Origin of the sequence: Pokkaliibacter sp. MBI-7 (assembly GCF_029846635.1) — a bacterium.
Taxonomy (GTDB): Bacteria; Pseudomonadota; Gammaproteobacteria; order Pseudomonadales; family Balneatricaceae; genus Pokkaliibacter.
In genome coordinates this window covers 2,376,978-2,402,286 of the sequence record NZ_JARVTG010000001.1, presented here as the reverse complement: position 1 = coordinate 2,402,286, position 25,309 = coordinate 2,376,978, and the positions used below count along the sequence as shown (strand labels likewise).

The 25,309-nt window shown below is 62.4% G+C and carries 26 protein-coding genes; 16 read left to right on the top strand and 10 right to left on the bottom strand.

Annotated elements, in window-relative coordinates:
* Positions 1-79 precede the first annotated feature (79 nt).
* From QCD60_RS10765 to QCD60_RS10700, 14 genes are all read left to right on the top strand, one after another.
* Positions 80-1,168, top strand: coding sequence for a sensor domain-containing diguanylate cyclase (locus QCD60_RS10765; protein WP_279785079.1), 1,089 nt, complete (start codon positions 80-82; stop codon positions 1,166-1,168).
* Between the two features lie 178 nt (positions 1,169-1,346).
* Positions 1,347-1,556, top strand: coding sequence for a Flp family type IVb pilin (locus tag QCD60_RS10760; protein WP_279785077.1), 210 nt, complete (start codon positions 1,347-1,349; stop codon positions 1,554-1,556).
* A gap of 30 nt (positions 1,557-1,586) precedes the next feature.
* Positions 1,587-2,018: a prepilin peptidase gene (locus QCD60_RS10755; protein ID WP_279785075.1), complete on the top strand. Its 432-nt coding sequence runs from the start codon at positions 1,587-1,589 to the stop codon at positions 2,016-2,018.
* Positions 2,008-2,490: a TadE/TadG family type IV pilus assembly protein gene (locus QCD60_RS10750; protein WP_279785073.1), complete on the top strand. Its 483-nt coding sequence runs from the start codon at positions 2,008-2,010 to the stop codon at positions 2,488-2,490. Before QCD60_RS10755 ends, QCD60_RS10750 begins: the two co-directional genes overlap by 11 nt.
* 35 nt (positions 2,491-2,525) lie before the next feature.
* Positions 2,526-3,404, top strand: coding sequence for a Flp pilus assembly protein CpaB (cpaB, locus tag QCD60_RS10745; RefSeq protein WP_279785071.1), 879 nt, complete (start codon positions 2,526-2,528; stop codon positions 3,402-3,404).
* A 71-nt stretch (positions 3,405-3,475) separates the two neighbouring features.
* A complete protein-coding gene (locus QCD60_RS10740) occupies positions 3,476-4,231 on the top strand; it encodes a pilus assembly protein N-terminal domain-containing protein (RefSeq protein ID WP_279785069.1) in 756 nt (251 codons plus the stop codon).
* A 1-nt stretch (position 4,232) separates the two neighbouring features.
* A complete protein-coding gene (locus QCD60_RS10735; RefSeq protein WP_279787911.1) occupies positions 4,233-4,751 on the top strand; it encodes a hypothetical protein in 519 nt (172 codons plus the stop codon).
* Positions 4,748-5,845 carry a hypothetical protein gene (locus tag QCD60_RS10730; RefSeq protein WP_279785067.1) on the top strand — a complete coding sequence of 366 codons (1,098 nt, stop codon included), beginning with the start codon at positions 4,748-4,750 and terminating at the stop codon, positions 5,843-5,845. The genes QCD60_RS10735 and QCD60_RS10730 overlap by 4 nt, the downstream gene beginning before the upstream one ends.
* A 21-nt stretch (positions 5,846-5,866) precedes the next feature.
* Positions 5,867-7,156: a CpaF family protein gene (locus QCD60_RS10725; RefSeq protein WP_279785065.1), complete on the top strand. Its 1,290-nt coding sequence runs from the start codon at positions 5,867-5,869 to the stop codon at positions 7,154-7,156.
* Positions 7,153-8,004 carry a type II secretion system F family protein gene (locus QCD60_RS10720; protein ID WP_279785062.1) on the top strand — a complete coding sequence of 284 codons (852 nt, stop codon included), beginning with the start codon at positions 7,153-7,155 and terminating at the stop codon, positions 8,002-8,004. The genes QCD60_RS10725 and QCD60_RS10720 overlap by 4 nt, the downstream gene beginning before the upstream one ends.
* A 10-nt stretch (positions 8,005-8,014) precedes the next feature.
* A complete protein-coding gene (locus QCD60_RS10715) occupies positions 8,015-8,917 on the top strand; it encodes a type II secretion system F family protein (RefSeq protein WP_279785060.1) in 903 nt (300 codons plus the stop codon).
* Positions 8,918-9,691: 774 nt separating this feature from the next.
* On the top strand, positions 9,692-10,468 hold the full coding sequence (locus QCD60_RS10710; RefSeq protein ID WP_279785058.1) for a tetratricopeptide repeat protein: 777 nt from the start codon (positions 9,692-9,694) through the stop codon (positions 10,466-10,468).
* A gap of 46 nt (positions 10,469-10,514) precedes the next feature.
* On the top strand, positions 10,515-10,853 hold the full coding sequence (locus QCD60_RS10705) for a DUF3613 domain-containing protein (protein ID WP_279785056.1): 339 nt from the start codon (positions 10,515-10,517) through the stop codon (positions 10,851-10,853).
* A gap of 3 nt (positions 10,854-10,856) precedes the next feature.
* Positions 10,857-12,512 (top strand): hypothetical protein, encoded by a 1,656-nt coding sequence (locus QCD60_RS10700; RefSeq protein WP_279785053.1) that lies wholly within the window; start codon positions 10,857-10,859, stop codon positions 12,510-12,512.
* 26 nt (positions 12,513-12,538) lie between these two features.
* Here QCD60_RS10700 and QCD60_RS10695 read toward each other — a convergent pair whose 3' ends face one another.
* Together QCD60_RS10695 and QCD60_RS10690 are read right to left on the bottom strand one after the other, a co-directional pair.
* Positions 12,539-13,630, bottom strand: coding sequence for an AbrB family transcriptional regulator (locus QCD60_RS10695; RefSeq protein ID WP_279785051.1), 1,092 nt, complete (start codon positions 13,628-13,630; stop codon positions 12,539-12,541).
* Positions 13,631-13,726: 96 nt separating this feature from the next.
* Positions 13,727-14,437 (bottom strand): FCD domain-containing protein, encoded by a 711-nt coding sequence (locus tag QCD60_RS10690; RefSeq protein WP_279785049.1) that lies wholly within the window; start codon positions 14,435-14,437, stop codon positions 13,727-13,729.
* A gap of 145 nt (positions 14,438-14,582) precedes the next feature.
* Here QCD60_RS10690 and QCD60_RS10685 point away from each other — a divergent pair, with 145 nt between their 5' ends.
* Positions 14,583-15,818, top strand: coding sequence for an MFS transporter (locus tag QCD60_RS10685; RefSeq protein ID WP_279785047.1), 1,236 nt, complete (start codon positions 14,583-14,585; stop codon positions 15,816-15,818).
* A gap of 131 nt (positions 15,819-15,949) precedes the next feature.
* Positions 15,950-16,993: an alpha/beta fold hydrolase gene (locus QCD60_RS10680; protein WP_279785045.1), complete on the top strand. Its 1,044-nt coding sequence runs from the start codon at positions 15,950-15,952 to the stop codon at positions 16,991-16,993.
* On the opposite strand, the gene QCD60_RS10675 is transcribed toward QCD60_RS10680, so the two are convergent.
* From QCD60_RS10675 to QCD60_RS10640, 8 genes are all read right to left on the bottom strand, one after another.
* Complete coding sequence (locus QCD60_RS10675; RefSeq protein WP_279785043.1) at positions 16,959-18,062, bottom strand: AraC family transcriptional regulator; 1,104 nt, start codon at positions 18,060-18,062, stop codon at positions 16,959-16,961. The two genes, QCD60_RS10680 and QCD60_RS10675, sit on opposite strands and share 35 nt — an antisense overlap.
* Positions 18,063-18,424: 362 nt before the next feature.
* On the bottom strand, positions 18,425-19,483 hold the full coding sequence (locus QCD60_RS10670) for an ABC transporter substrate-binding protein (protein WP_279785042.1): 1,059 nt from the start codon (positions 19,481-19,483) through the stop codon (positions 18,425-18,427).
* Positions 19,480-20,658, bottom strand: a complete 1,179-nt coding sequence (locus QCD60_RS10665; RefSeq protein ID WP_279785040.1) for an FAD-binding oxidoreductase — start codon at positions 20,656-20,658, stop codon at positions 19,480-19,482. Before QCD60_RS10665 ends, QCD60_RS10670 begins: the two co-directional genes overlap by 4 nt.
* On the bottom strand, positions 20,651-22,096 hold the full coding sequence (locus tag QCD60_RS10660) for an NAD(P)/FAD-dependent oxidoreductase (RefSeq protein ID WP_279785038.1): 1,446 nt from the start codon (positions 22,094-22,096) through the stop codon (positions 20,651-20,653). Before QCD60_RS10660 ends, QCD60_RS10665 begins: the two co-directional genes overlap by 8 nt.
* Positions 22,093-22,407: a (2Fe-2S)-binding protein gene (locus QCD60_RS10655; RefSeq protein WP_279785036.1), complete on the bottom strand. Its 315-nt coding sequence runs from the start codon at positions 22,405-22,407 to the stop codon at positions 22,093-22,095. The genes QCD60_RS10660 and QCD60_RS10655 overlap by 4 nt, the downstream gene beginning before the upstream one ends.
* Before the next feature lie 25 nt (positions 22,408-22,432).
* A complete protein-coding gene (locus QCD60_RS10650; RefSeq protein ID WP_279785034.1) occupies positions 22,433-23,227 on the bottom strand; it encodes an ABC transporter permease in 795 nt (264 codons plus the stop codon).
* Complete coding sequence (locus QCD60_RS10645; protein ID WP_279785033.1) at positions 23,224-24,111, bottom strand: ABC transporter permease; 888 nt, start codon at positions 24,109-24,111, stop codon at positions 23,224-23,226. Before QCD60_RS10645 ends, QCD60_RS10650 begins: the two co-directional genes overlap by 4 nt.
* Positions 24,111-25,190 carry an ABC transporter ATP-binding protein gene (locus QCD60_RS10640; protein WP_279785031.1) on the bottom strand — a complete coding sequence of 360 codons (1,080 nt, stop codon included), beginning with the start codon at positions 25,188-25,190 and terminating at the stop codon, positions 24,111-24,113. The genes QCD60_RS10645 and QCD60_RS10640 overlap by 1 nt, the downstream gene beginning before the upstream one ends.
* Between the last annotated feature and the right edge of the window lie 119 nt (positions 25,191-25,309).

The following is a 25,309-nucleotide window of genomic DNA, read 5'->3' as shown; positions in this document are numbered from 1 at the left end:
ATTGCACGAACGCCGGTTGCATGAGTGGCAATCAGCAACTATTCCTTTATGAATGGGCGAACGGGCAGGAGAGAGGGCCATGGCAACCCTGGTTGAAAAGGTCAACGGCGTGCTGGCGCTGCTGTTTGGTCAGCTCGGCATTCCGGTCTGGCTGGCCGGGCTGGTGCTGCTCCTGCTGGCGGCCGCGGTACTGATCCTGCTGGTGTTTGTCGCCCGCCATCAGCGTTATATCGAGCGTACCAACCGCGAACTGCTGCTGGCCAACCGGCGTCTGTCGCTGGCGACCTCAGTGGCAGGCGTGGGGGTCTGGGAATGGGAAAAGGAAACCGACCAGCTGCTGTGGAACCCGGTGATGTTCCGTCTCTACGGCGTGCCGCCGGAGCGCAAACTGAGTATCGACGCGCTGCGGGCCTGGATTCTGCCCGATGACTGGCAGCGCATGAAGGCGCTGTTCCAGTCCGGTGTCAGCAGCGGTCGCAGTGAGCTGACGTTCTCCATCATTCGTGATGACGATGGCAGCATGCGCCACCTGCATGCGACCTGTCAGTGGATACATACCGGTCGCCGCCATCGTCTGCTCGGTACCCAGGTGGATATCACCGAAGAGCACACCACTCGTCAGCAGATCTATCGTGAGGCTTATCAGGATGCCCTGACCGGCCTGCCCAACTCCCGCGCGCTGCGCATGCAGCTGCATGCCGGTTTGCAGCAGGCCCGTCAGCAGGGGCTGCTGCAGGGGGTATTTTTTATCGATCTGGATGGCTTCAAAAAAATCAACGATACCCTTGGCCATGACATTGGCGACCTGCTGTTAAAGGGCGCTGCCGGGCGCATGCGGCAGGTATTGCGCCAGAGCGATCATGTCTACCGGCTGGGAGGCGATGAGTTTGTGGTGTGGATAGCCCACTTGCGGCAGGACGAAATCACCGTACTGGAAACCATTGCCGGCAAGCTGATCGAGACCCTGTCACAGCCTTTCCAGTTTGGTGAAATCGAATGCCGGGTATCGGCCAGTGTCGGCATCGCCACCAGCCCGGACGATGCTGATGAACTGGAGGCGCTGCTCAAGGCCGCCGACGTGGCCATGTATCAGGCTAAAAAAGGCGGTAAAAACCAGTTCCGCCGCTATCGTGCAGAGGTTGCCGTTGAGGCGCAGGCGGGCGCTTAACCCCCTGCTCTGAGTGAGCACGTCCGTCCTGCCATAAGCGTTAATAGTGCCAATCACGCCAATTTTACCCATTACATGGACAGTTTTTTTAGCCTGTCCTAACTTAAATTTATCGGCGATAGCGTCAGGAAGTCCTATCTGCGGGTTAGGTTTTATCTGAACCCTGGAGGTAACAGTCATGAACCTTGTACGTCGAGTTAATCATCAGTCCCGGCTGTTTCTGAGCCGTCTTTTGTATGAAGAGAAGGGGGCCAGTGGTATCGAATATGCGCTGATTGCTGCCATGGTGGCGGCGGTGGTGGCGCTGTTCGTACCCGGGGTCAGCGACAGCGTCAAAACCATCTTCAATACCATCATTACCGCCCTCGGTGGCGATGCGGTGACCTGATCCCACACGACTCTTTCTGGAGCGGCAGCCATGGCCCTGCCCCTGCCCCTGCTCAGTGTGCTGCTGATGCTGTGGATCGGCTGGCAGGATATGCGCAGGCAGCGCATCTCCAATCTGGCCCTGCTGGCGTTACTGGCCTGTGCCCTGTTGTACCTGTACCGACACGGTCAGCTGCTGGGCGGTGCCGCGGCTGAGCTGACAGACATCCTGCTGGCGTTGCTGCTGGTGGCGGCGCTGACGCTACCCGGCATGGCGCTGGGGCAACTGGGCGCGGGGGATGTGAAACTGCTGTGGGTGCTGTGCTGGGTGTTCTCCCTGCCACAGCTGCTGCTGGTGATGGTGGCGGGGTTCCTGCTGCTGGCCTGCAGCAGCCGCTGGCTGGTGCAGCGGCCGTTGCCGCTGGCGCCTTATCTGACCCTGGCGGGGCTGCTGGTGTGGCTGGGGGGGAGCTATGGGCGTTAGTCAGCCACTGGCCGGGCGCCGACAGCGGGGCAGTGCCGGTATCGAGTTCGTGCTGGTGTTTCCGCTGTTCTTCATGATTTTTTACGCCATCACCAACTATGGCCTGATCTTTACCGCCGCCCAGCTGATGCAGTACGCCGCCGAGGAAGGCTTGCGCCGCAGTATCGACTACGTCGATGAAGAGTGTCTGTTCAGTGCTGCCAGTTGCAGCAGTGATGAGGTGCGGCAGGAAGTGCTGAACGAGACCCGTGCGGTGATCGGCAACGTTGCGCAGGGCAGCGACGCCGGCAGTCTCGGCACACTGTTCGGCCAGTCGCTGGATGATGCCCTGACGATCACCGCCAGTGAAGACAGCAGTGGCGGCTGCTGTGTGCTGTCACTGGTCTACAACTATGCCGACTTTCCCTTTGTGCCGCCGCTGGTGCTGCCGGTGCCGGCCCAGCTGAATATCACCGCTAATCTGAGTCTGTAACCGGCGCAGATGAACCCCGAAGGTGAACGGAACCGATGCAAGGACGAACCCTGACCCTGATTGCGGCTCTGCTGTTTGCCCTGGCGCTGGCGCTGGGGTTCTACAGCCTGACGCTGGGTGACAAGAAGGCTCCGCCGCCGCAGATTCAGGCACCGACCCTGACCATCTGGCGGTTTAGCGACGACGTGCCGGCGGGCAGCCTGCTGCAGCTGGATATGCTCAACGAGCAGCAGGTCGATGAACGTGAAGTAGACGATGTGGCGGACGCCAAAGCGGTGCTCGGGCGGGTGCTGGCCACCGCGGTGAAGGAGGGGCAACGCCTGCAGAACAGTCTGCTGGCGGCCGAGCGGCCCATGCTGGATGGTCTGGAGCCGGGCTTTCGTGCGGTGGCCATCAAGGTGGATGAAGTGACCGCGGTGGGTGGGCATGTGCAGGCCGGGGACCGGGTCGATGTGCTGTTTTACCTGCGGGCCAACAAGGAAAGCGGAGAGATCACGTCAGCGCGGCGGCTGTTTACCGGGCTGACGGTACTGGCTTATGGCGATCAGGTGGCCAGCCCGCGTGATGGCAGTCCGGGCGAGAAAAGCCGCCAGACCCGTGAACGCTCGGCGGTACTGGCCGTGCCACAGGCCAGTGTGGCCGAGCTGCTGCTGGCTGCCAGCAGTGGTGAGCTGCAACTGGCAGTGATTGGCCCGCGGGAACAGCACAGCGGTAGCAGTGAGTTGACGGAACCCCCCGTCACCCTGGCCCGTTTCGGTAGCGGTGAAGCCGGGCAGCCAGCCTCTGCAGTACAACCCATGCCGGTAGCTGCGCCCGTACCGGCAGCCGTGCCCGTCGTTAAAACAAAAGTCAGCAGCCAGCCTGCGGGGCTGGAAGTGTTGCTGGGGGAGGAGAAGGTCATGCTGCGACCTTAGCAGGCCGCTGCACATCGATCTGCGTTACCGGCAATAGCCCCATGGAGGGGTGTCACAGAAGGATGCACTTTGTGTTGGATAGCTCTGTGTTAGCCGATGTTGGCCTGACTGACGTCACTTATTCTCAACGGTCGCGCGCAAGCCGTCTGAGCCTGCGGGCAGTGGTGCTGTGGCTGCTGAGCGCCTGCCTGACACTGCTGGCGCCCTGGAGCTGGGCACAGCAGGAGCTCAGTGTCGCGGTCGGCGGCCAGCAGGCTTTCGACCTGCCCGGCGGTGTGATCCGGCTGGCAGTGGGCGACCCCCATCTGGTGGGCGTGCAGCTGCTGTCCCGGGAGCAGGCACTGCTGACCGGCAAGGCGGTGGGCAGCACCACGCTGCAGTTATGGCAGCGCGGCAGCCAGACCCCGACAGTCTTCAGCCTCAGGGTATTTCCGACCGGCGTCGCCCACGACAATGTGCAGGTGCAGACCGATATCCGCGTAGTGGAGATCAGTAAAGAGGCGCTGCACTCAGCCGGTTTCTTCTTCGGCAAGAATACCGGCAACACCACACTGGCTATTGGCAGCGGTGCGCTGACCGGGGTGCAGACCAATGACAGCGGCGGCTTTACCCTGCAGAGCAGCTCCGGCTTTCTGTCAGACAGCAGTGCCTTCAATATCGTCGCCGGGGATGCCAGCCGCGGTCTGCTGGCCACCATCAGCGCCCTCAGCAGTAACGGCTATGCCTACACCCTGGCCGAACCCAGTCTGGTGACCCTGTCGGGTCAGCAGGCGTTCTTTCTCGCCGGGGGGGGAGTTCCCCTATCCGAAAAGCAACAGCAACGGTGATATCAGTGTCGACTTCAAGCAGTTCGGTGTGCGCCTGAGCCTGACACCGACCGTGATGGCCGACAGTCGCATCCTGCTCAAGGTGGCGCCGGAGGTCAGTGAGCTGAACTTTATCGACGGCCTGCAAAGCTCCGGCGTGTCCGTGCCCGCCCTGACGGTGCGGCGTACCGATACCACGGTACAGCTGGGCGATGGCGAGAGCTTTATCATCAGCGGTCTGGTCAGCCGGACGACCCTGAAAAACGCCGCGCGGTTGCCCCTGCTGGGCGATCTGCCGGTCATCGGTGCTTTCTTCCGCTCGACCCAGTTCCAGAGTAATGACAAGGAACTGCTGATGGTGGTGACACCCCATCTGGTCAGACCCATCGCCCGCGATGCGCCCCTGCCAGCCTTACCGGGGGAAATCTACCGGCAGTTCCAGCCCTCGTTCTTCAAGCTGGTGTTTCTTAATGCTGAGCCGGGTCAGGCCGCGGTGGGTATGCCTGCCGGTATGGGCTTCTCCGAAGGAGGCAGTCAATGAAAGTGCTGGCCTACAGTGAGACAGGTGAGATGCAGGAGGCCATTCGTCAGAGCCTGACGGCCGGCAGTCAGGTGGTGTGGCTGCATGAGCTGGAGCAGCTGGAGGCCAGCTTTGACTGGGCGTCGGCACGGGTGCTGATCATGGTGGCGCAGCACTGGCCGGATCGCCAGCTGGAAGCGCTGCTGGAAGGCTTTCTGCCGCGGCCGGTGGTGGTGCTTGATCAGACGGCTGAAGGTGCCTGGCATAATCGCGAGCCTCATCCCCAAGTCCATCTTGTTGATCGCAAGGAACTGGCTGACAAACTCTATTTTCTGACCTCTGCCCAGGTCGATAACCCGCCGCATATGCTCGGCCTGTTTTCTTCACGTAATGACAGCGATGCCGCGCTGCTGTCGATCTGTACTGCCTGGAGCCTGCGACGCCAGCAGCAGGCGCGGGTGCTGGTGCTGGATCTGGCCATGCCGCAGGCCGACGTCGCGGCGTATCTCGACCTGCCACTGCACAACAACTTCGCTGATCTGGTCAGTGGTCACCTCAGCATCGACAAGCTGGAGCGTGATCGCCGCGACGGCACCTGTCTGAGCGACGTCGACATCATTGGTCTGCCCCCCGGCAGCAGCCTGGCACAGGTGACGGCGGAGGAGGTCAGCCGCACCCTGCAGGCGCTCTCTACCCGCTATGACCATCTGGTGGTCAACCTTAACGGTATGCAGCCGTCGCCGTTACTGCGGCTGGTGGCTCGCTGCTGTGATCAGCACTGGGTGCTGGCCGATCAGAAGCACCTGAGTATCACCGCGGCCATCGAAATGGGCGAATACCTGCTGCAGCTGGGGGTGCGCCCCGGGGCTGTCGGGCTGGTGCTGGCGCCCTGTTACAAGGACGTGCTGCCTGATCAGCACACCATTAGCCAGCACAGCTCCCTGCCGCTGCGCGGTATTTTGCCCTGGTCACCCCATTACCTCACTGCCATCAATGCCGGCACCCTGCTGCCGCCGCAGGGTGAGCTGCAGGGCTATCTGCAGGCACTGGAGCTGATGCTGCATGCCCGCAAGGTGGAGCGCTGGTGGCGTAAGTTCAGCATTCGTTCAGCCTGACGCTGAGGCTTCGGAGGCCGCATGAAGAACGCACCGATTGAAGACACCCTGCGCTGGCCCAGCCGTCAGCTGGATCTGATGGAAGATGATCACCGGCTGAGCCTCAAGGCCAGTCTGCACCGCTTTATCATCGACCGGCTGGAGGAAGATGACCTGTTGTTCGAGATGGACCGCCACCAGATGCGTCCCCATGTGCAAGGGTACGTTCACACCTACCTCAACGAGCACAATATCGACTCGCTGCGGGCCGACAGTGCCCGGCTGGTGAATGAGCTGCTGGATGAGATCGTCGGCTTCGGCCCGCTGCAGACGCTGCTGGAGGATGATCAGATCGATGACATCCTGATCAACGGTGCTTCGCAGGTGTATGTGGAGCGCAAAGGCAAGCTGGAACGGATTCCGCTGCGCTTCATCAACGATCAGCACGTATTGCGGGTCATTCGCCGCATGATTGCCCCCCTTGGCCGCCGTATCGACGAGTCCAGCCCGATGGTGGATGCGCGGCTGGCGGACGGCAGCCGTATCAACGCCATCATCCCTCCGCTGGCCATCGACGGCCCCTGCCTGTCGGTACGTAAGTTCCGTAAGGAAGCCCTGACGGCCGAGTATCTGGTCAAGCAGGGCAGCCTCAGCATGGCCATGCAGGAGTTTCTCGCCCGCGCCGCCCGCAGCCGCTGCAACATGCTGATCAGCGGCTCCACCGGCTCGGGCAAAACCACCCTGCTGAATATCCTCAGCCAGAACATCGGCCAGAGTGAAAGGGTGGTCACCATTGAAGATGCCGCCGAGCTGCAGCTGCTGCACGGCCATGTGGTGCGGCTGGAAACCCGCCCGCCCAACGCCGAAGGGCTGGGCGAAGTGACTGCCCGTGATCTGGTCAAGAATGCCCTGAGGATGCGCCCTGACCGCATCATTCTGGGGGAAAGTCGCGGTGCCGAAGTGCTCGATATGCTGCAGGCGATGAACACCGGCCACCAGGGCTCCATGAGTACGCTGCACGCCAACTCGGCGCGTGACGCGCTGATGCGTCTGGAGCTGATGGTGGCGCTGTCGGGTTTTTCCGCCACCGAGCTGCTGGTCAAGCAGATCATCGCCTCTGCTCTCGACATCATCGTTTTTGTCAGCCGCATGCCGGACGGCAGGCGGGTGGTGACTCAGGTGGTGGAGGTGCTGGATGTGGCCGATGGCATGATCCGCATCGCCGAGCTGTTCCACTATGACCTGCTCCAGCTGCAGTTCCGCGAAGTGGACAAGCCCTCGGCAAAGCTGCTGGGCAGGCTGAAAGATCAGCCACAGAGGGATGCCTCATGATGCTGCTGGCGGCGGCGCTGATGCTGGCCGGGGCGCTGCTGTTACTGCTGGCCGCCCGGCGTCAGCAACCAGCGGCCGCCAGTGTGCGCAGCAGCCGGCCCCAGCAGGGCTGGTCACAGCAACGGCTGCAGGAAGGGCTGCTACGGGTGGGGCTGCCGGGCTCGGTACCGCTGTTTATCCTGCTGATTCTGGCCAGCCTGACCGGCGTCGGGCTGGTGCTGCACCGTCAGGGCTGGCCTGCGGCCACCGGCCTGCTGCTGGCCATCATTATTGCGGTACTGATGCTGGCGCAGGTACGTCGTGAACGGCAGCGGCGTCAGCTGTTGCAACAATTGCCGGGCTTTATCGGTCAGGTCAGCCGCCGGGTGGTGGTGGGCATGTCGGTCGCCAAGGGGGTTGAGCGGGCGGTGGCAGAAACCCGCATGCCCCTTCAGGAAGTGCTGCAGCGAGCGATGCTGCGTTCGCAGCTGGGCGATGAGCTGTCTGACAGCCTTGACCATGAAGGGCGTATCACCGGGGTGAAGGAGTTGTATCTGCTGGCATCCATCCTGCGGATTCATTATCAGTACGGCGGCAGTGTCACCTCGGCGCTGGAGCATCTGGTCAAGCTGCTGCATCAGCGTGAACGGGCACACCGCGAACTGTGGGCCCTGACCGGTGAAACCCGGGTGACGGCCATTGTGCTGGGCATCGTGCCGGTACTGATGGGGCTGTACATGCTGGTGGCCAATCACCGCTATCTGATGGTGATGTGGGATGACCCTGGCGGGCGGCTGGCGCTGCTGGGCGGGCTCGGTCTGCAGGCGCTGGGCTCTTTCATTCTGTGGCGCATGCTGCGTTCGATCTGAGAGCAGGACGATGCTGACGCCGTCATGGATGTTGCTGCTCAGTCTGACCCTGATCACCGGCTGCCTGGTGTTGCTGCTGGTGGCTCATCGTCAGCGCCGGCGCCGTCAGGTGGAGCAGCGGTTGCAGCGTTCGGTGCAGCGGGTCATTCGCGCCCGGCTGGTGGATCACGGCAAGGCCATGTGGCGTCGTACCAGCCGGCGCCGGGAAACCCTGGCGGAACTGGGGCTGATCCTGCGGCGGCTGGGCATGGCCAGCAATCGCGAGCAGTGGCTGTTTCTGCTGCGCCTCGCGCTGGTGTGGCTGCTGGCCATCGTCGCCACCCTGTCACTGCTGCTACTGCAGCCGATGACCGTGCAGCAGCAGACGGCACTGTTGCTGATCTGTCTGGCGGGTGTGCCCTACCTGATGCTGGTATGGCTGCGGCAGCGGGTAAAAACGCGGATGCGGCAGATCAGTGAAGAAATGCTGCTGGTACTGCAGATGATCCGCATTCTCTGGGACGTAGGCATTTCACTGGAAAGCATGCTGCGGGTGATGACCCGTGAGCTGAAAGAACTGGCCCCGGAAGTCTGCCGCGAGCTGCAGATCATTCTGGTCAAGATTGATACCGGAAAGACCCGGGATGAAGCGATCGGCGACGTGTTCTGGCTGATTGATGCCGAAGGTTTTCAGGACTTCCTGATGCTGCTGGCGCAGGTGTCGGAAACCGGCGGCAGCATGAGCCAGCACCTGCAGGATCTGTACGAACTGCTGATCGACCGCCGGCGCACCGATCTGCAGGAAAACGTCAGCCGCCTGTCCGGGCGCATGTCGGCGGTGATGATGATGTGCCTGATGCCGGTGCTGCTGATTGTGCTGGCCGGGCCGGGCTTTATGGCGCTGGTAAAGGCGCTGGGCAAGATGGCCCATTAAGTGCGGCCTGGCGTGGTCAGTGTGGCGTAAGACGATAAGTGCGGCGCAATACGGTGCGGTTCGTGCCTCACCGGCACCCTACCGACGTGCGGGATGAGGCAGGCATTGTGAGATGCGGTTTGTCCTTCACCGCCACCCTGCGGTGATAGCCGAACACGAACACCAGGTAGGGTGTGGTGAACGCAGTGAACCGCACCGTCGGTTGTCACCGCGGTGTTTTGTGAACGATGCGGGCATTGTGAGATGCGGTTTGTCCCTCACCACCACCCTGCGGTGATAGCCGGACACGAATACCAGGTAGGGTGTGGTGAACGCAGCGAACCGCACCGTCGATTGTCACCGTGGTGTTTTGTGAACGATGCGGGCATTGTGAGGTGCGGGTTTGTCCCTCACCGCCACCCTGCGGTGATAGCCGATCACGAACACCAGGTAGGGTGTGGTGAACGCAGTGAACCGCACCAGTTGTCACCGCGGTGTTTTGTGAACGATGCGGGCATTGTGAGATGCGGTTTGTCCCTCACCGCCACCGCGGTGATAGCCGGACACGAATATCAGGTAGGGTGCGGTGAACGCAGTGAACCGCACCGTCGGTTGTCACCGCGGTGTTTTAGGAACGATGCGGGCATTGTGAGATGCGGTTTGTCCCTCAGCGCCACCCTGCGGTGATAGCCGAACACGAATACCAGCTAGGGTGTGGTGAGCGCAGTGAACCGCACCGTCATGCAATCACCACCGCAGCGGATACACAGACCCACGCAGTGAAGGAGAACAGTGATGGACAGGTCAACACCGGTCACCGCGAACAGGTCAGGTCGCCTGCGGCATGCCGTCAGCCTGCTGCTGTGCTGCCTGAACCTCAGCGGCTGCTGGAATAGCAGCAGTCAGCAGCAGAGCCAGCGGGAGGATGCCGCCGCGGCGGCGCAGGCAGAAGAGCAGGCCCGGGCCAGCCAGTCACGCGGCCTGTGTGGCGAAGCGATTGCTCCGGCGCTGGGGCTGAAGCTGGCCATGGCCCAGCAGCAACAGCAACAGGGGAGGCTGTACGCCGCACTGGCGGGTCTCAACACCCTCGACAGCGACAGCCCGACCTACCGGCTGGTCAGAGCCGACCTGCTGCGCCGTCTGGGTCAGTATGAGCAGGCCCGAGGGCTGTATCAGCAGCTGCAGTCCAGCTGTCTGGCCGGACGCGCACTGTACGGGCTGGGGCTGATCGCGGCCTGGCAGGGGCAGGTGGCTGATGCGCTGCGTCAGCTGGATCAGGCGGTAAAGCTGGCGCCCACGCAGGCTGACCTGCGCAATGACTATGGTTTCCTGTTGCTGATGAGCGGTCAGGATCAGGCCGCGCGCAGCCAGCTGATGACCGCACTGGAGCTGGACGGCAATCACACCACGGCGGCCCGCAATTTGTGGTTTCTGCTGCTGAAGGACGGCGATCAGTCTGCTGCCGATGCGCTGGCCCGCCGCTTCCGCTGGAGTGCCGCAGAGCAGGGGCAGATGCTGACGGCCATTCAGCATTTTGTCCCGCTGCGGGGGCTGACCGCCGGACAGAGCTGATACCCGGTTTATGTGTTCCCTAACCCGCAGCGTAGCGGAGGTGACTATGCTCAGTCAGTGTCGTGTTCCAGCCCTGTTCAGAGCGGCAGGTGGATGGCTTATTGGTGTGGTCGGTTGCGTTGTGTGCGCGCCGGTGCTGGCGGCCAACCCTGCTCCCGCTGCGGCTACGGTCACCCTCAGTGAGCCGGATACCCGGACGGATAGCGTCCCCTCCAGCGGCAGTGAAACCCGCCAGTGGCTGCAGATGCAGCGCGACGGGCGTTATGCCAGCCACTATAACGATCAGCTCACCCCGGAGGCGGCAGCCAAGGCACAACAGCGGGTCACCGACAGTTTTGGCCAGAGTATTCCGGCGACCTATATCGATAAGGATTTCGGCAAATAGCCTATGAACAGGGCACGCCAGCGCGGTGCCATTGGTCTCAGTGCCACTCTGCTGATGCTGAGCGTGGTACTGCTGGCGGCTGTCTCCATCGACAGTGCCCGGCTGTTGCTGGCCCAGCGCACCCTGCAGGCGCAGGCGGATCTGGCGGCGCTGGCCATGTCCCGCTCGACCTGCTACATCGACGGAGTCAATAACGAAGCGACGCTGCGCCAGCAGGTGCAGGCCAGTCTGCAGGCCAACGGTTTTACCGGTACCCCCACCATCAGCTTTGGCAATGCTCGTATTGCAGACAGCCACTGGCAGTACAGCAGCGGTGGCAGCGAGCAGTCAGCGGGGCGGGTGACACTCAGTGAGAGCGTCCCCGCCAGCCTGCTGGCCGGCGGCATCTTCACGGATGAAATTCAGCTCAGTGCCAGTGCGACGGTACTGAAGCGGCTGAATGTCGGCTACAGCATGGGTTCGGGGCTGGTGAATGTGGATCTGACCAACTCCCTGTTCAGTGCGCTGCTGGGCGGCTCGGTCAGCCTGCTGTCTTACGACGGTCTGCTCAATGCTCAGATCAGTCTGGGTGAACTGCTGGCGGCACTGGATGAGACCGGCACAGGCTTTAACACTGATCTCACACTGGGCAATCTCACGGAGCTGTTGGAGACCGAGGTCAGCGTAGGTGATCTGCTGGATGCCATGATCGAGGTGCTGGGGAATGACAGCACGGCCAGCAGCGCCGTTTCGCTGTTGCAGCAGCTGCGGCTGACAGGCAATAGCGATGCACTGGATGTGGTGCTCGACAGCGTGCTGGGGCTGGTGAATGACAGTGGCGTGGGAGAGGACACTCTGGCCCGCTCGCTGCTGGCCACTCATCTTAATGTCTACAACCTGCTGACGGCCTCGCTGATGGCGGCCAATCAAAGCCATGCGGTGACGCTGAGTGGTCTGGATGTGGATCTGGGAATTACCGGGCTGGCAGTCTCTATGACCGTGATCGAACCCCCGCAGTATCAGGTGGGTTATTATCCTGCCGCGGATGACAGCAGTGTGCCGGTACTCAGAACTGCCCAGCTGAGCCTCAATGCGCAGGCGACCTTGCTGCCGGGGGGAACGAATCTGCTGGGTGTGCTGCAGGTGAATCAGTCCACACTGAGCATGACGGCCACTGTGGCCGCGGCAGAAGCCAAACTGCTGGACGCCAGCGGTTGCAGCGTGGATGACGGGGTCAGTCTGGTGTTTTCGGTCAAGCCGTCGCTGGCCACCCTGACCATCGCGCCGCTGTCGCTGACGGCCGTGCTGCAGGTGACGCCACTGGTGACCGTACCGGTGACGATCGCTGTGACGGCCAATGTTCCGGCTGGCAACAGCAGCGCGGTGGAAGAAACCATCGCATTACAGAATCAGAGTCTGCCCTATCGCGTGCGTGTGGCGACCAATGCCGGTACGGCACTGAGTGATACGGTTGCCAATACCACCCTGACCCTCAACGTCTCCGGCGCCACTCTCAGCAGCAGTCTGCTGACAGCCCTGACGTCCTCCCTGCTGACGCCGATTAAGACCATAGGCACCACGGTACTGGACCCCCTGTTGCAGTCTCTGGGGGTGACCGCCGGTTATGTCGATCTGACCGTGGAGTCACTGAAAACCGATAAGGGCAATCTGATCCAGTAGCTCTGCTGCGATCTTTCCGCTGACGCCTAACCCGGCTCCTTGACCAGACGCAGCATCTGCCTGGCCAGAAACGGCCCGGTGACGATCACGCCAAACAGCCGCAGGGTTTGCAGGGCCAGCACCAGACCGGCGTCGGCCTTGATGTCGATAGCAATAATCGCCAGTGAATCCAGTCCACCCGGGCTGGTGGCGAGGAAGGCAGAGATAAAGTCGGTGTGCAGGAACGGCGCCAGTGCCCAGGCCGACAACCCGCACAGCACGATCAGCACCAGCGAGCTGATGATCATCACCGGCAGGCTGCGTACCACCGTGCGCACGGTCTTGCGGTCAAAGCGCAAACCCACGTAGCAGCCCAGCACGCCATAGGCGATGACCAGCAGCCAGTCCGGCAGAAACAGGTCGATCCAGCCGGACAGCTGCAGCGCCGTGGCAATCAGCAACGGCACCAGCAGGGCACCGGCGGGAATACGGCTGCCGAGGGATACCCCGACCAGCACAATGGCGATACTGGCGACGAACGGCCAGAACGTCTGGGCATCAAGGGCAAAGGCATCCTGCGGGGTTGAGGACACGCCGTGGTAGTCGGCGACGAAGCGGCTCACCAGTGAGGCACCCACCACCACACAGACCACCCGTACATACTGCATGGTGGCAACGATGCGCGGGTCTGCACCGTAATCTTCGGCCATGGCAGTCATGGCCGCCGCCGCGCCGGGGCTGGTGCCCCATACCGCCGTACTGCCCGGCAGGCTGCTGTAACGCACCAGCAGCGAACCGACCAGCGCACTGAAGACCACGGTCAGCACCGTAGCCAGAATCATCACCGGCCAGTTATTGATGATGGCCAGCAGCACGGCGCTGGTCATGGCGTGGGCGACCATCACGCCGACACAGCCCTGACCCAGCCGGAAAGCGATACGCGGCAGCCGGATGCTGGCACCCATCACACCAAAGACAATGGCCACCAGCATGGGGCCGAGAAAATGCGCGGCAGGCATGGCCAGATGGGCCAGCAGGGCACCAAACAGGCCGGAGCAGACAAGCAGGGCCAGCCACTGGGCGGCGGGCGGGAGTTTCGCCAGAGGTGGCGTAGGGCGGGCAGGCTGAGACAACATCATGCTCCAGTATTTTCCACCTGTCAGACTTCACGTGCGCTCAAGCCTGTCAGAGGGCGGGGTGGAAAAGCTCCCGCGCGCCTGCCTTTGGGTCTGCTGCTAGCGGCCTTTGATGATGGGCGCGGCAGACTGTTTGGCCAGGTAGGCGAACAGGTAGTCGAAATGTTCGCGTGTGACCTGCACTGCCCGTTCGGCATTCTGCTGTTCGATGGCGTCCAGCAGGGCCTGATGTAAAAAACCACCTTTGGCACTGTAGGCAAGGTGCAGGAACGGGCGAATGGTATCACGGATGCGTTTTTCAATCATCTGATAGAGTTGTATCAGAATTTTGCTGTGCGTCGCCTCGACAATGGAGCGATGGAACTCCAGATCGGTATCCAGCAGCTCGGTGCAGCTGCCGGTCTTGCAGGCCTGATAGTGCACGCTGGCCTTATGAAGGATGTGTGCCATGTCTTCCTCACTGCGGTGCAGTGCCGCCAGTTCAGCCGCCTGCACCTCCAGCGCCCGGCGCAGAATCAGCACTTCACCGATGTCTTCCAGTGGCAGCACCGGCAGGGCAGGCAGCAGAGGCTGATGCAGGCTGGTGGCATGCAGCGAGGTCGGCATGCGTCGCAGGTAGGTGCCGGAGCCCTGAATCACTTCGACGATGCCCTCGGTGGTGAGGGAGCGGATGACTTCGCGCAGGGTGTTACGGCCGACACTGAAGCGTGCCATCAGCTGCGGCTCGGTCGGTAGCGCCTGACCAATCTGCCACTCGCGGTAATAGATGGCATCGAGCAGGGCGTCGCGGGTGCGCTGGTATTTATTCATGGGCCACCATGATGAATGGGATTAGCAGAAATGACGGTCAGGGCCATGGGGCGGCTTTGACCGGTTGGGCCGATTAAAATAGGATGAATCCCCGCATATCGCCAGAATTCATAGGATGAATTCTGTCTTATTTCAGGATTCTGCTATGTCAACGATTCGCCCGCTGCAGGCTGCGCCCCGTGCTGACACTCCGGCATCTGCTGCTTCCTCCCGCCGTGCCAGCCTGCTGTGGCTGCTGGCATTCCTGCTGGTGGCCTTCAATCTGCGTGCCCCGATTATTGCCCTTGGCCCGATGATGCGCAGCCTGATGGATGGCCTGTCTGTCAGTGCTAATGTCGCCAGTCTGCTGACCACCATCCCCATTCTCTGTTTTGCCTGTATTTCGCCACTGGCACCCTGGCTGGCGGCACGGCTGGGCATGGACCGCAGTATTGGTCTGGCGCTGCTGACGCTGGTACTGGGGGTCGGGCTGCGCGGTGTCGACAGCCTCAGCTGGGTGTTGCTGGGGACGGCGCTGATGGGGGCGGGCATTGCCTGCGGCAATGTCTATATGCCGAGCTTTATCAAGCGTAACTGGCCAGACCGGGTCGGGCGGATGATGGGCTTTTACACCGTGACCATGGGAGTGGGCGCGACGCTGGCGGCGGCGACCTCGGTGCCGCTGATGCAGCTGACGTCCTCCTGGCAGACACCCATGTGGTTGTGGGCGGCGGTGGCCACCCTGGCTTTGCTGGTGTGGCTGTTCGGGCTATGGAAAATGCCCACACCTGCGGCAGCGTTGCCGCCACGGGCGTCCCTTGGCGGCATGCTGAGAAGCCCGCTGGCATGGGCGCTGACGCTGTTTATGGGCTGTCAGTCCACCAGCTTCTATACCATTCAGGCGTGGCTGTCGCAGGTGGTGACCAGTGAAGGGGCTACAGCGGCAGAGGCCGGAGTGATGCTGTCGGTGATCAATCTGGTCACCATTCCGGCCAGTTTTGTGGTGCCGATGCTGGCGACCCGGCTGCGCTCGCAGAGCCTGCTGGCGCTGATCATTACCCTGCTGATTGCGGCAGGCACGCTGGGGGTGATGCTGTCACCGCTGCACGGTCAGCTGCTGTGGGCGGTGCTGCTGGGCGTGGGGCAGGGGGCGAGCGTCAGTCTGGCCTTTACCTGCATGCTGCTGCGCAGCCGTGAGGTGCATCACAGCGCGTTGCTGTCGAGCATGTCACAGAGCATCGGTTATCTGCTGGCGGCGACCGGACCGGTGCTGTTCGGCTGGCTGCATGAGCTGAGTGGCCACTGGCAGTGGTCGATGACGCTGCTGATCGTGCTGCTGGTGGTGCAGGGCGTGGCGGGACTGATCTGTGGCCGCCCGCGGTTTGTCGAGCTGCACGACTGATTTGCTGCAACCCGTTGTTTTACAGGTCACTTTGCTAAGACCTATATCCTGTTTCAGGTCTCCCGGCAGGGCTGGAAACGCTACAAAGACCGCCTTTGATAGCCTTCCCACTCTGCTCAAGGAGACTCCTCATGTGGCTGTTCTATCTTTTTATTGCCCTCGGCAGTGCCCTGCTCAGCCCGCTGGCAGCAGCGGATACCGCTCCCCCCATCGGTTTTCGCCAGATCGTCATTGGCGGCGATGATGGCCAGCCCGGCCGTCAGGCGGTGCTGCTCTATCCGGCTCAGGCGGATGCCACCCAGACTCCTGCGCTGATCGCGGATAACCCGGCTTTTATCGGTATCCACGTACTGCCTGAGGCAACCATCGCCGCGGGGCGGCATCCGCTGGTGGTGTTATCTCACGGCTACGGCGGCAACTGGCGCAATCAGCTGTGGCTGGCGCAGGCACTGGCGCAGGCGGGCTATCTGGTGCTGGCCGCCAATCATCCCGGTACCACCAGCGGTGATATTACGCCGGCCACCGGCGGGCAGCTGTGGCAGCGGCCACTGGATATTCGTCGTGCCATCGACTGGGTAAGTATTCACTTAGCCGCTGAGTTCGATGCAGACAGGGTGGCCGTCATTGGGCACTCCCTCGGCGGCTGGACGGCGATGATGGCGGCAGGGGCGCGATTCAGCCCGGCACAGATGCAGGCTGACTGTGTACAGCATCCGACGGATGTGTCGTGCAAGGCCTATGGCTATCTGACCCGTGGCCAGCCAGAAGCCACCTTCACGCAGCTGGCGGCAGACTGGCGAGACCCACGGATTAAAGCGGCCGTGACCCTTGATCTTGGGCTGGCCCGCGGGCTGACCGTCAGCAGTCTGGAGCAGATGCCGGTACCGGTGCTGGTACTGGCTGCCGACCCGCGCAGCCGTCAGGTACCGGCGCTGCTGGAGTCCGGTTATCTGGCCAGTCATCTGCCCGCCGAACGACTGCAGTATCAGGTGATCGACGGGGCATCGCATTTCAGCTTTATCCAGCGCTGCAAGGCTGGCGCGGCGGCGCTGCTGGAAGCCTACAGTCCGGGCGATGGCATGATCTGCGCCGATGAAGGTGAGCGCCCCCGCGAGGCAATCCAGCAGCAGGTAGCGGCGCTTATTCTGACGTTTCTGCAGCGGACGCTGGACTAGGGGTGGCAGATGGGCTGGTCTGCTGCCGGTATTCACTGGGGCTCATGCCGGTGAGGCGACGAAATTCACGGTTGAAGTTGGATTTAGTCTGAAACCCGCCGGCCAGCATCAGCTCGGTCACCGGCAACTCGCTGTGACGCAGTTGCTGACAGATGGCGTCGATGCGGTAGGCATTGATCCACTGGGAGAAATTGCCGTCGGTCAGACGATTGACGGCCGCGGAGATCTGCCGGCCGGGAATGCCCGCCTTGCGCGCTACCTTTTGCAGGGTCAGGCTGGGGTCGAGGTAAAGCGGCTGGTCACTCAGTAACTGCCGCAGCTGTGCCATGATCTGGTGGTCTTCATCGCTGGCGCTGACCGCTTCGCTGAGAGGGGCTGACGCTGGCAGCGGCTCAGGGGGCACGGTCTGCACCGGGTCGGTACTGGCGTGTGGTATGCTGGCGCTGGTCACCGGCGGGCGGCTGGAGGCCACCAGGGCGGTCACCAGAATGCCGATCAACAGCAGCTGGGTCACCAGCAGAATGGTGGCGACATGGCGGCCGTCACTGAATAGCAGATCAAGGCTGATGACACCGCTGATCAGTGCATCACTGAGCAGCATCAGGCTGGCCAGAGTCAGCAGGCGATAGCGGGAGGCACGCTGCCAGCTATGCCACTGGGGTCGCCTGCCGGGCAGCCAGCGCCACAGCAGCAAGCCGACCGCCAGTGACAGACAGAAGTTGTAGCCATCCAGCAGGCCATACCAGCCCAGCCGGGTCAGCAAATAGACCGCGGCACTGCAGGCCATCAGTACGAGGGCGTGGCGCGGTGCCCGGGCACTGAACAACGGTGCCAGACAGTACAGCACCCAGCCCGGCTGCAGGGTGGCCAGCAGCGCCCGTAAGGCCATCAGCGGCTCCGAGTGCGGCAGCGTCCAGCGCATGGCTACGCCCAGCAGCATGATCAGACAGCCCCCGACAAAGCCCAGCCGCGCCCGTGCCAGCTCATCGCCCTGACGCAGATGCCAGAAGCGCAGCAGCACGGTAATCAGCAGAACGATGGAGATCAGCGGTAAGGGGACGGTAAGCATGAGAACAACCTGACGTCAGTGACACCCAAAAAGCGCGGTCAGGGTAGCACAGATGGATTGGCCGTGTGGTTAATGTCAGATTGCCGGGTGACTGGCCCCCTCTCCCCCAGCCCCTCTCCCGCCAGGGGCGAGGGGAGCTGATCGGTGCGGCTGGCAAAATGGGTGTCTGGTCGCTGCATGCTGTGCGTGGAGTAAAAACGCGATATTCACGGATGGCCCGGAAACGTCCCTCTCCCTTGTGGGAGAGGTACTTAGGGAGAGGGGGTAACCAGCGGCACGGATCTGCGCGGCTGGCAAGATCAGTGAATAGCAGGAGAAGATCAGCCCGGCACCACAAGGTCAGGCTGACCTATCATGCTTACTTACTGTTCAATCTGGCGGTTCCAGCGCTTGTTCCACTCAGGGCGCAGGGCGTTGATGCTGTCCCAGTCCAGCGCGATGGCAGACTTCATATAGGTATCCATCTGCGCCAGCAGCTCCTTGGTTTCTGCGGTGGCGGGGGTATGGGCGTTGGTTGGCAGCAACTGACCAAAGGCCAGTGCCTTGGCCTGAGCGTCTTTGCTCAGCAGGAAGTCAGCCAGCTTTTTCGACAGCTCCGGCTCGCTGTTGTTGGCGATCACACACTCGGACACCATCAGCAGCGGTGCGCCTTCCTTGGGCTGCACATAACCCACGTCGATGCCTTTAGCCTGCAGTGTCGCCACGGCGGTGGGGGTCAGCGGGAACAGGGCCGCTTCGTCGGTCTGTACCATTTCGGCAATTTTTGACGAGCTGGGGATAAATTCCAGCACGTTGGGGCCGACGGTGCTGTCCCACTTATCGAAGGCAGGCTCGACATTCTGCTCGCTGCCACCTTCGATACGGTTAAGCATCAGGAAGGCGTGCAGGCCATAGGTGGACGATGGCATGGACTGAAACACGACCTTGCCCTTGAACTTGGGATCAGCCATGTCCAGCCAGGAGGTCGGTGCTGACCAGCCCTTTTCGGCAAACATCTTCTTGTTGTAGGCAAGGCCGGTCATGCCCATGTTGACGCCGACCGCCATGTCACCCTTCATTCGCGCGGCAGGATACTGCTCGGCCAGCGTCGGGGTGTCATCCAGCTTCTGACACAGGCCCATGCCGACGGCACGGTACATCACCCCGTCATCAAGGAACATCACGTGCATCTGCGGGTTGTCCTTGTTGGCCTGCGCCTTGGCCAGAATCTCCGAAGAGGTGCCGGGCACCACCACAACCTTGACGTTATTGGCCTTCTCGAACTCGGTGAAGACTTCCTGCGTATAGGTTTTTTCCATATTGCCGCCGTTCATGCCGATGTAGAGGGTTTTCTCATCGGCATGGGCTGCCAGTGCCACGGCGGCACTCAGCAGGGCGGCGGAAGCGTTCAGACTAAAAGCGGTGCTGCGGGTTTTCATCATTCATCTCCTGAGACAATAGTTGTGCTCATCAGCGTCGATGACGCAGTGCTGAAGCGGTTAATGGCAAAAGCGTCGATGGGGGTGGGGGTGTGTCCATCGTCGATCAACTCGGCGAGAACCTCACCGACGGCAGGCCCAATCTGGAAACCTGCCCCGCAGAACCCGAAGCCGTGAAACAGCCCCGGGGTCGTATGGCTGGGCCCGACCACCGGATTGCGGTCGGGGATGTTGCCCTCGATACCGCTCCAGAAGCGGATCAGGTGGGCACTGGCCAGCGCCGGAAACAGCCCGCTGGCGACCTTCATCAGTTCAAGAACGGCCTCGCGACCCGGCCGCGCCGTGGTATCGCTGGTGGTATAGCCCTGACCGCCGCCAATCACGCAGTTGCCACGGCTGACCTGACGGGCATAGATGCTGCCGCCTTCGATGCCGATACTGGCGTCCATGAACAGCGGTAATGGCTCGGTGACCGTCATGTTGGGGCAGGACACCTGCAGCGGCACCTGCTCATCAAACCAGGCGGCGATACGGTGGCCCCAGGCACCGGCGCAGTTGATCAGCAACGGTGCCCGTACCTGCAGCTGCGGGCAGTCGACAATAAAGCGCTGGCCGTCGTGCTCGATGCGGCTGACCGGGGTCTGATCGAAAATTTGCGCACCCAGCCTGCCCGCGGCGTGAGCAAAGGCGGGCGAGACCAGCCGTGGGTTGGCGTGGCCATCCTCGGCGCAGTAGGAGCCGCCGATGGCGCGCTGGCTGATCCACGGAAAGCGGCGGCGCAGCTGCTGCTGGTCGAGGATTTCCAGTGGCAGATCATAGCGCGCGGCCATCTGCGCATAGTTTTCCAGCGACGCCATGTCAGCGGCGCAGACGCCCAGCTTGAGGTGGCCGGAACGGACGTATTCGCCATCGATACCAATCAGTTCGGGTAACCGCGCCCAGATGTGATGGGCACGCTGGCTGAGCGGCAGCTGTGCCGCCAGACGACCCTGACGGCGAACGCCCCCGTAGTTGATACCGCTGGAGCGGGAGCCGCAGACATCACGTTCCAGCAGCACGACGGCGATGCCTTTCTGGCGCAGTGCCAGTGCGGCGGAGGCACCGACAATGCCACCGCCGACGATGACCACATCGGTGCCGAGTGTTCGTTTGCTGCCGGGAGTATGGATATCAGTCATGGTCAGCCTCCTCGGCGACAGCGGTGACAGGCAGCGCGGGCGACCACTGCTGCACCGTCGGTGCGATGGCATAGGGTAAGGGCTTGACCGGCGCCTGTGCGCGCAGACGGCCGGCATCGGCCACACTCTGGCCGCTGGTGGCGGCCAGCAGTTCAGCGGCGGCCAGTCCGCACATGCGCCCCTGACAGCGGCCCATACCCACCCGGCTGTGGGCTTTGAGACGGTTCATATCCTGCAGTGACAGTTCGCTGATCAGGCGTCGCGCTTCTCCCACGGTGACGTTTTCGCAGCGGCACAGCACCACGTCGTCGGCCACCTCGTGCACCCATTGCTCGGGGAAGGGGAAGGCGTCTTCCAGCGCCTGCCGGAACTGCCGGGTACGTGCCAGCTGCTGCTGCAACTGACTGACCCGGGTGGCATCGACCGCTCTGCCGCTGTCCTGCAGCAGGGCCAGCGCCGCCAGTTCACCGGCCCACTCAGCGGCATCGGCACCCATGATGCCGGCACCGTCACCGGCCAGATAAACACCGTCACGTGAACTGCGGCCCATGGCATCACGGACCGGCAGCCAGGCCCGGTTGAGTTCATCAAACTGGAAGCGGCAGTCGAGAATATCGGCCAGCTGGGTTTCCGAACGCAGGGCATAGCCAAAGCCCAGACCGTCACAGTCGAGTTGCTGCTCCTGACCCTGCTGGCGCCAGCGTACGGCTGTCAGCCGCTGGTCACCGCTGGCGGCAAGCAGATGGGCATCGTATTCAATGCGAATACCACGGGCCTTGAGCCAGCCCAGATACCACAGGCCTTTGGCGAAAACCGCCGGGCCTTTGAGCATGGCCGGGGTGGCCTGCAACTTGGCACTGAACGGTGCGCTGTCGAGCACGGCTGCGACCTCGACCCCGGCTTTGGCGTACTGATAGGCGATCAGATACAGCAGCGGCCCGGTACCGGCGAACACCACCCGGCTGCCGATGGCAGTTGCCTGATATTTGAGGGCAATCTGCGCGGCGCCGAGGGTGTAGACGCCGGGCAGCGTCCAGCCCTGAAACGGCAGAATGCGGTCGGTCGCGCCGGTCGCCAGAATCAGCTGCTGCCAGGGCTGGCCGTCATAGTGCTGCTCGCGTACCTGCAGCAGATCCAGTTCGCCACCTTCGCTGTTCCACACCAGGGTGTGCGGGCGGTAATCGACCTGGTCGAGCAGGGCGCGCCAGCTGGCATGAAGGGCCTCGGCGCGGCTGGCTTCAAAACCATACAGTGCCTTCGCCGGACGGCTGAAACCGTCAGGCTGCTGGCGATAGATCTGTCCGCCCCCTTTGGCGGTTTCATCAATCAGCACCGGACGCAAACCGGCGCGGACCAGGGTTTCCGCAGCGCGGATACCGGCAGGGCCGGCACCGACAATTACCGGCGGCAGGGTCGTCAGAGAGGCTGCGCTGCTCATGAAGCGGCTCCCTGCGGCTGAGCCGGTGACGGCTGGGGTTCGGTCCATACCGACATGCCCGCTTCCACCAGTGTTGAACAGGCCCGCAGACTGCGGCCCTGACCGTCTTTGATCAGGCAGTCCTGACAGGCGCCCATCAGGCAGAAACCGGCACGCGGCTGCTGACTGAATTCGTTGTGACGCAGGTAGGTCTGCTGGCTGAGGATGGCCGTCAGCAGCGTGTCCCCTGCCAGCGCTTCGCAGCGCTGACCATTGAGCTGAAAGGTAATGGCTGGTCGCTGGGTTTCAGCGACCCGTTTGATCAGTGACATGGAGCGGCTTTCCATCCCGGCAAGATCAGTGTTTGCCAACCAGTACCTTGTCGAGCCCGTAGACCCGGTCCAGTACCAGCATGGCGACGGCAGTTATGGCGACCATGACGGCTGAAACGGCTGCCATCATCGGGTCAATGGATTCGGTGGCGTACATGTACATCCGTACCGGCAGCGTCACGGTGGACGGTGAGGTAACGAAAATGGACAGGTTCAGCTCGTCGAAACTGTTGATAAAGGCCAGCAGCCAGCCCCCGGCAATACCGGGCAGCAGCATCGGCAGGGTAATGCGGCGGAACACCACGGCGGCGCTGGCGCCCAGGGTGGCGGCGGCCTGCTCGGCACTGCGGTCCATACCGGTAGCGGCGGCGAGGATCAGCCGCAGGGCATAGGGCACCATGATCAGACCGTGGGCGAACACCAGCCAGGCGAAGTTGCCGGTGGCTCCGATCACGGTAAACAGCCGCAGCAGCGCTACCCCCAGTACCAGATGCGGCACCAGCAGGGGTGACAGGAACAGACCGTTGAGGAAGCCCCGGCCGGGGAACTCGAAGCGGCTGATGGCCAGCCCCGCCGGCAGTGCCAGTGCCACTGCCAGTGTCGCTGACAGGCAGGCCAGATAGAGGCTGTTCCAGAACGACTGAATAAAGTCGGGGAAGTCGAGAATGTGGCGGAACCAGCGCAGCGAAAATTCAGTGGTCGGTACCTGCAGGGTGTTGGCCGGGGTAAAGGCCACCAGACAGACGATCACCAGCGGGGCCAGCATGAACAGAATCACCAGACCATGGAATGTCAGGGCGAGCGGGCCGTTGCGGTTCATACGGGACCTCCCATGCGCTTACGGTGGAATCCTTCCAGCAGGCGGTTGTAGCTGAGCATGATGGCGAAGTTGGCCAGCAGCAGGATGATGGCGATGGCAGCACCCAGCGGCCAGTTCAGCTCGTGCAGGTATTCGTCATAGACCACGGTGGCGACCATTTTCAGGCGACGACCGCCAAGCAGGCCGGGGATAGCGAAGGAGCTGGCGGCCAGACCAAACACAATAAGACTGCCGGAGAGAATGCCGGGCACGATCTGCGGCAGTACCACCCGCCGCCAGGCGGTGAAGGGGGAGGCGTTGAGGGTCAGGGCAGCGGCTTCCAGCGCCGGATCAATCTTCTGCAGCGAGGTCCACACCGGGATGATCATGAATGGCAGCATCACATGCACCAGCGCGATCACCACTGCGGTCGGGGTATAGAGAATGCGTACCGGATCAAAGCCGAACAGGGCCAGCAGCTGATTGACCGGCCCTTCCGGCCCCAGCAGCATGCTCCAGCCAAAGGCCCGTACCACCACCGAGATCAGCAGCGGTGCCAGCACAATCAGCAGGAAGATCGATTTCCACGGGCTGCCCATGCGGCTGAGGATGTAGGCCTCGGGCACACCGATCAGAGCACACAGGGCGGTGGTCAGCAGTGACATCCAGAAGGTGCGGAAGAAGATGCTGTAGTAATAGTCGTCGGTGAAGACGCTGAGGTACTGGTGCAGGGTCCAGCTGTCCAGTACGCCCAGGTTGTAGTCAAAGGCGTGGAAAGACAGCAGGCCGATAATCAGCAGCGGTGCCAGCAGCAGTGCCGCAAACAGCACCAGTGCCGGGGCGCAGAGCAGATAGGGGCGCAGTGACCGTGGTGGTGTGGCCGCGCCGGGAGTGAGGCTCGACATCAGGCAGCTCCTCCCGCGTTAGTGGCCGGCATCAGCCGCATCATCTCCAGCGGCCAGCTGATCCCCACCTGATCGCCTTCACGCAGCGGCGCCTCGCCCTTGTTGGGGCGGGTGATGATCAGCTCGCCAACCACGGATTCCAGCCGGTACAGCCACTGACTGCCGAGGAAGAACTGCTCAAGGATGCGGCCACTGAGGAGGCCCTGACCGGCAGGCGTCAGCTCCAGCTTCTCTGGTCGCAGGGTAATCTGCACGGCGCCGTCGCCGAGGCTGGCGTCAAGGCTGTGCGGTGGCAGCACCAGCCGCAGATCACCCAGTGCCAGCGTAGCCCCTGCACTGCTGCGGCTGAGCTGGCCATGCAGCACGTTGGCCTTACCGACAAAGGTGGAAATAAAGGGGGTGGAGGGGTGCTCGTACATGCGAAACGGCGCATCCACCTGGGTGATACGTCCGGCTTCCATCACCACCACGCGGTCACTGATGGACAGCGCCTCGGCCTGATCATGGGTCACCATGATGGTGGTGGTGCCGACCTTGCGCTGGATCTGCCGCAGTTCAAACTGCATCTCTTCGCGCAGCTTGGCATCCAGATTGGACAGCGGCTCATCCAGCAGTAAAACCGGTGGCTCGATCACCAGCGCGCGGGCCAGCGCGACACGCTGCCGCTGACCACCAGACAGCTCACGCGGATAGCGGTGAGCCAGATGATCCAGATGAACCAGTGACAGGGCGTGCTGTACCCGCTTGTCCCGTTCGGGCTGCGGTACCCTGCGCATTTCCAGCCCGAAGCTGACGTTGGCCGCCACGGTCATGTGCGGAAACAGCGCATAGCTCTGAAAGACGATGCCGAGGCCACGGTGATTGGGGCGGGCATGGGTAATGTCGCGACCGTCCAGCACAATCTGGCCGCTGCTCGGGTCAGTCAGACCGGCAATCATCTGCAGCGTGGTGGTTTTGCCGCAGCCGGAGGGCCCCAGCAGGGAAATGAATTCGCCTTGTTCGATATGGAGATTGAAATTGTCGACGGCAGTGAATACGCCGTAGCGCTTGCCAATATTCTCCAGTTTCAGAAACGACATCACCTTACTCCTGATTCACGCGTTTGAGACGCAATAAAAAACCACGCCGCTTACCGAATAAACGGAAATAAAAACAGCGAATTGCACGAGGCAAATAAGGATCAGGGCAGTGATGGAGC

Bases quoted from the DNA above. Each gene is read 5' to 3' on its own strand.
- QCD60_RS10765 (WP_279785079.1), top strand. From the start codon at position 80: ATGGCAACCCTGGTTGAAAAGGTCAACGGCGTGCTGGCGCTGCTGTTT.
- QCD60_RS10760 (WP_279785077.1), top strand. From the start codon at position 1,347: ATGAACCTTGTACGTCGAGTTAATCATCAGTCCCGGCTGTTTCTGAGC.
- QCD60_RS10755 (WP_279785075.1), top strand. From the start codon at position 1,587: ATGGCCCTGCCCCTGCCCCTGCTCAGTGTGCTGCTGATGCTGTGGATC.
- QCD60_RS10750 (WP_279785073.1), top strand. From the start codon at position 2,008: ATGGGCGTTAGTCAGCCACTGGCCGGGCGCCGACAGCGGGGCAGTGCC.
- cpaB (WP_279785071.1), top strand. From the start codon at position 2,526: ATGCAAGGACGAACCCTGACCCTGATTGCGGCTCTGCTGTTTGCCCTG.
- QCD60_RS10730 (WP_279785067.1), top strand. From the start codon at position 4,748: ATGAAAGTGCTGGCCTACAGTGAGACAGGTGAGATGCAGGAGGCCATT.
- QCD60_RS10725 (WP_279785065.1), top strand. From the start codon at position 5,867: ATGAAGAACGCACCGATTGAAGACACCCTGCGCTGGCCCAGCCGTCAG.
- QCD60_RS10720 (WP_279785062.1), top strand. From the start codon at position 7,153: ATGATGCTGCTGGCGGCGGCGCTGATGCTGGCCGGGGCGCTGCTGTTA.
- QCD60_RS10715 (WP_279785060.1), top strand. From the start codon at position 8,015: ATGCTGACGCCGTCATGGATGTTGCTGCTCAGTCTGACCCTGATCACC.
- QCD60_RS10710 (WP_279785058.1), top strand. From the start codon at position 9,692: ATGGACAGGTCAACACCGGTCACCGCGAACAGGTCAGGTCGCCTGCGG.
- QCD60_RS10705 (WP_279785056.1), top strand. From the start codon at position 10,515: ATGCTCAGTCAGTGTCGTGTTCCAGCCCTGTTCAGAGCGGCAGGTGGA.
- QCD60_RS10700 (WP_279785053.1), top strand. From the start codon at position 10,857: ATGAACAGGGCACGCCAGCGCGGTGCCATTGGTCTCAGTGCCACTCTG.
- QCD60_RS10695 (WP_279785051.1), bottom strand. From the start codon at position 13,630: ATGATGTTGTCTCAGCCTGCCCGCCCTACGCCACCTCTGGCGAAACTC.
- QCD60_RS10690 (WP_279785049.1), bottom strand. From the start codon at position 14,437: ATGAATAAATACCAGCGCACCCGCGACGCCCTGCTCGATGCCATCTAT.
- QCD60_RS10685 (WP_279785047.1), top strand. From the start codon at position 14,583: ATGTCAACGATTCGCCCGCTGCAGGCTGCGCCCCGTGCTGACACTCCG.
- QCD60_RS10680 (WP_279785045.1), top strand. From the start codon at position 15,950: ATGTGGCTGTTCTATCTTTTTATTGCCCTCGGCAGTGCCCTGCTCAGC.
- QCD60_RS10675 (WP_279785043.1), bottom strand. From the start codon at position 18,062: ATGCTTACCGTCCCCTTACCGCTGATCTCCATCGTTCTGCTGATTACC.
- QCD60_RS10670 (WP_279785042.1), bottom strand. From the start codon at position 19,483: ATGATGAAAACCCGCAGCACCGCTTTTAGTCTGAACGCTTCCGCCGCC.
- QCD60_RS10665 (WP_279785040.1), bottom strand. From the start codon at position 20,658: ATGACTGATATCCATACTCCCGGCAGCAAACGAACACTCGGCACCGAT.
- QCD60_RS10660 (WP_279785038.1), bottom strand. From the start codon at position 22,096: ATGAGCAGCGCAGCCTCTCTGACGACCCTGCCGCCGGTAATTGTCGGT.
- QCD60_RS10655 (WP_279785036.1), bottom strand. From the start codon at position 22,407: ATGTCACTGATCAAACGGGTCGCTGAAACCCAGCGACCAGCCATTACC.
- QCD60_RS10650 (WP_279785034.1), bottom strand. From the start codon at position 23,227: ATGAACCGCAACGGCCCGCTCGCCCTGACATTCCATGGTCTGGTGATT.
- QCD60_RS10645 (WP_279785033.1), bottom strand. From the start codon at position 24,111: ATGTCGAGCCTCACTCCCGGCGCGGCCACACCACCACGGTCACTGCGC.
- QCD60_RS10640 (WP_279785031.1), bottom strand. From the start codon at position 25,190: ATGTCGTTTCTGAAACTGGAGAATATTGGCAAGCGCTACGGCGTATTC.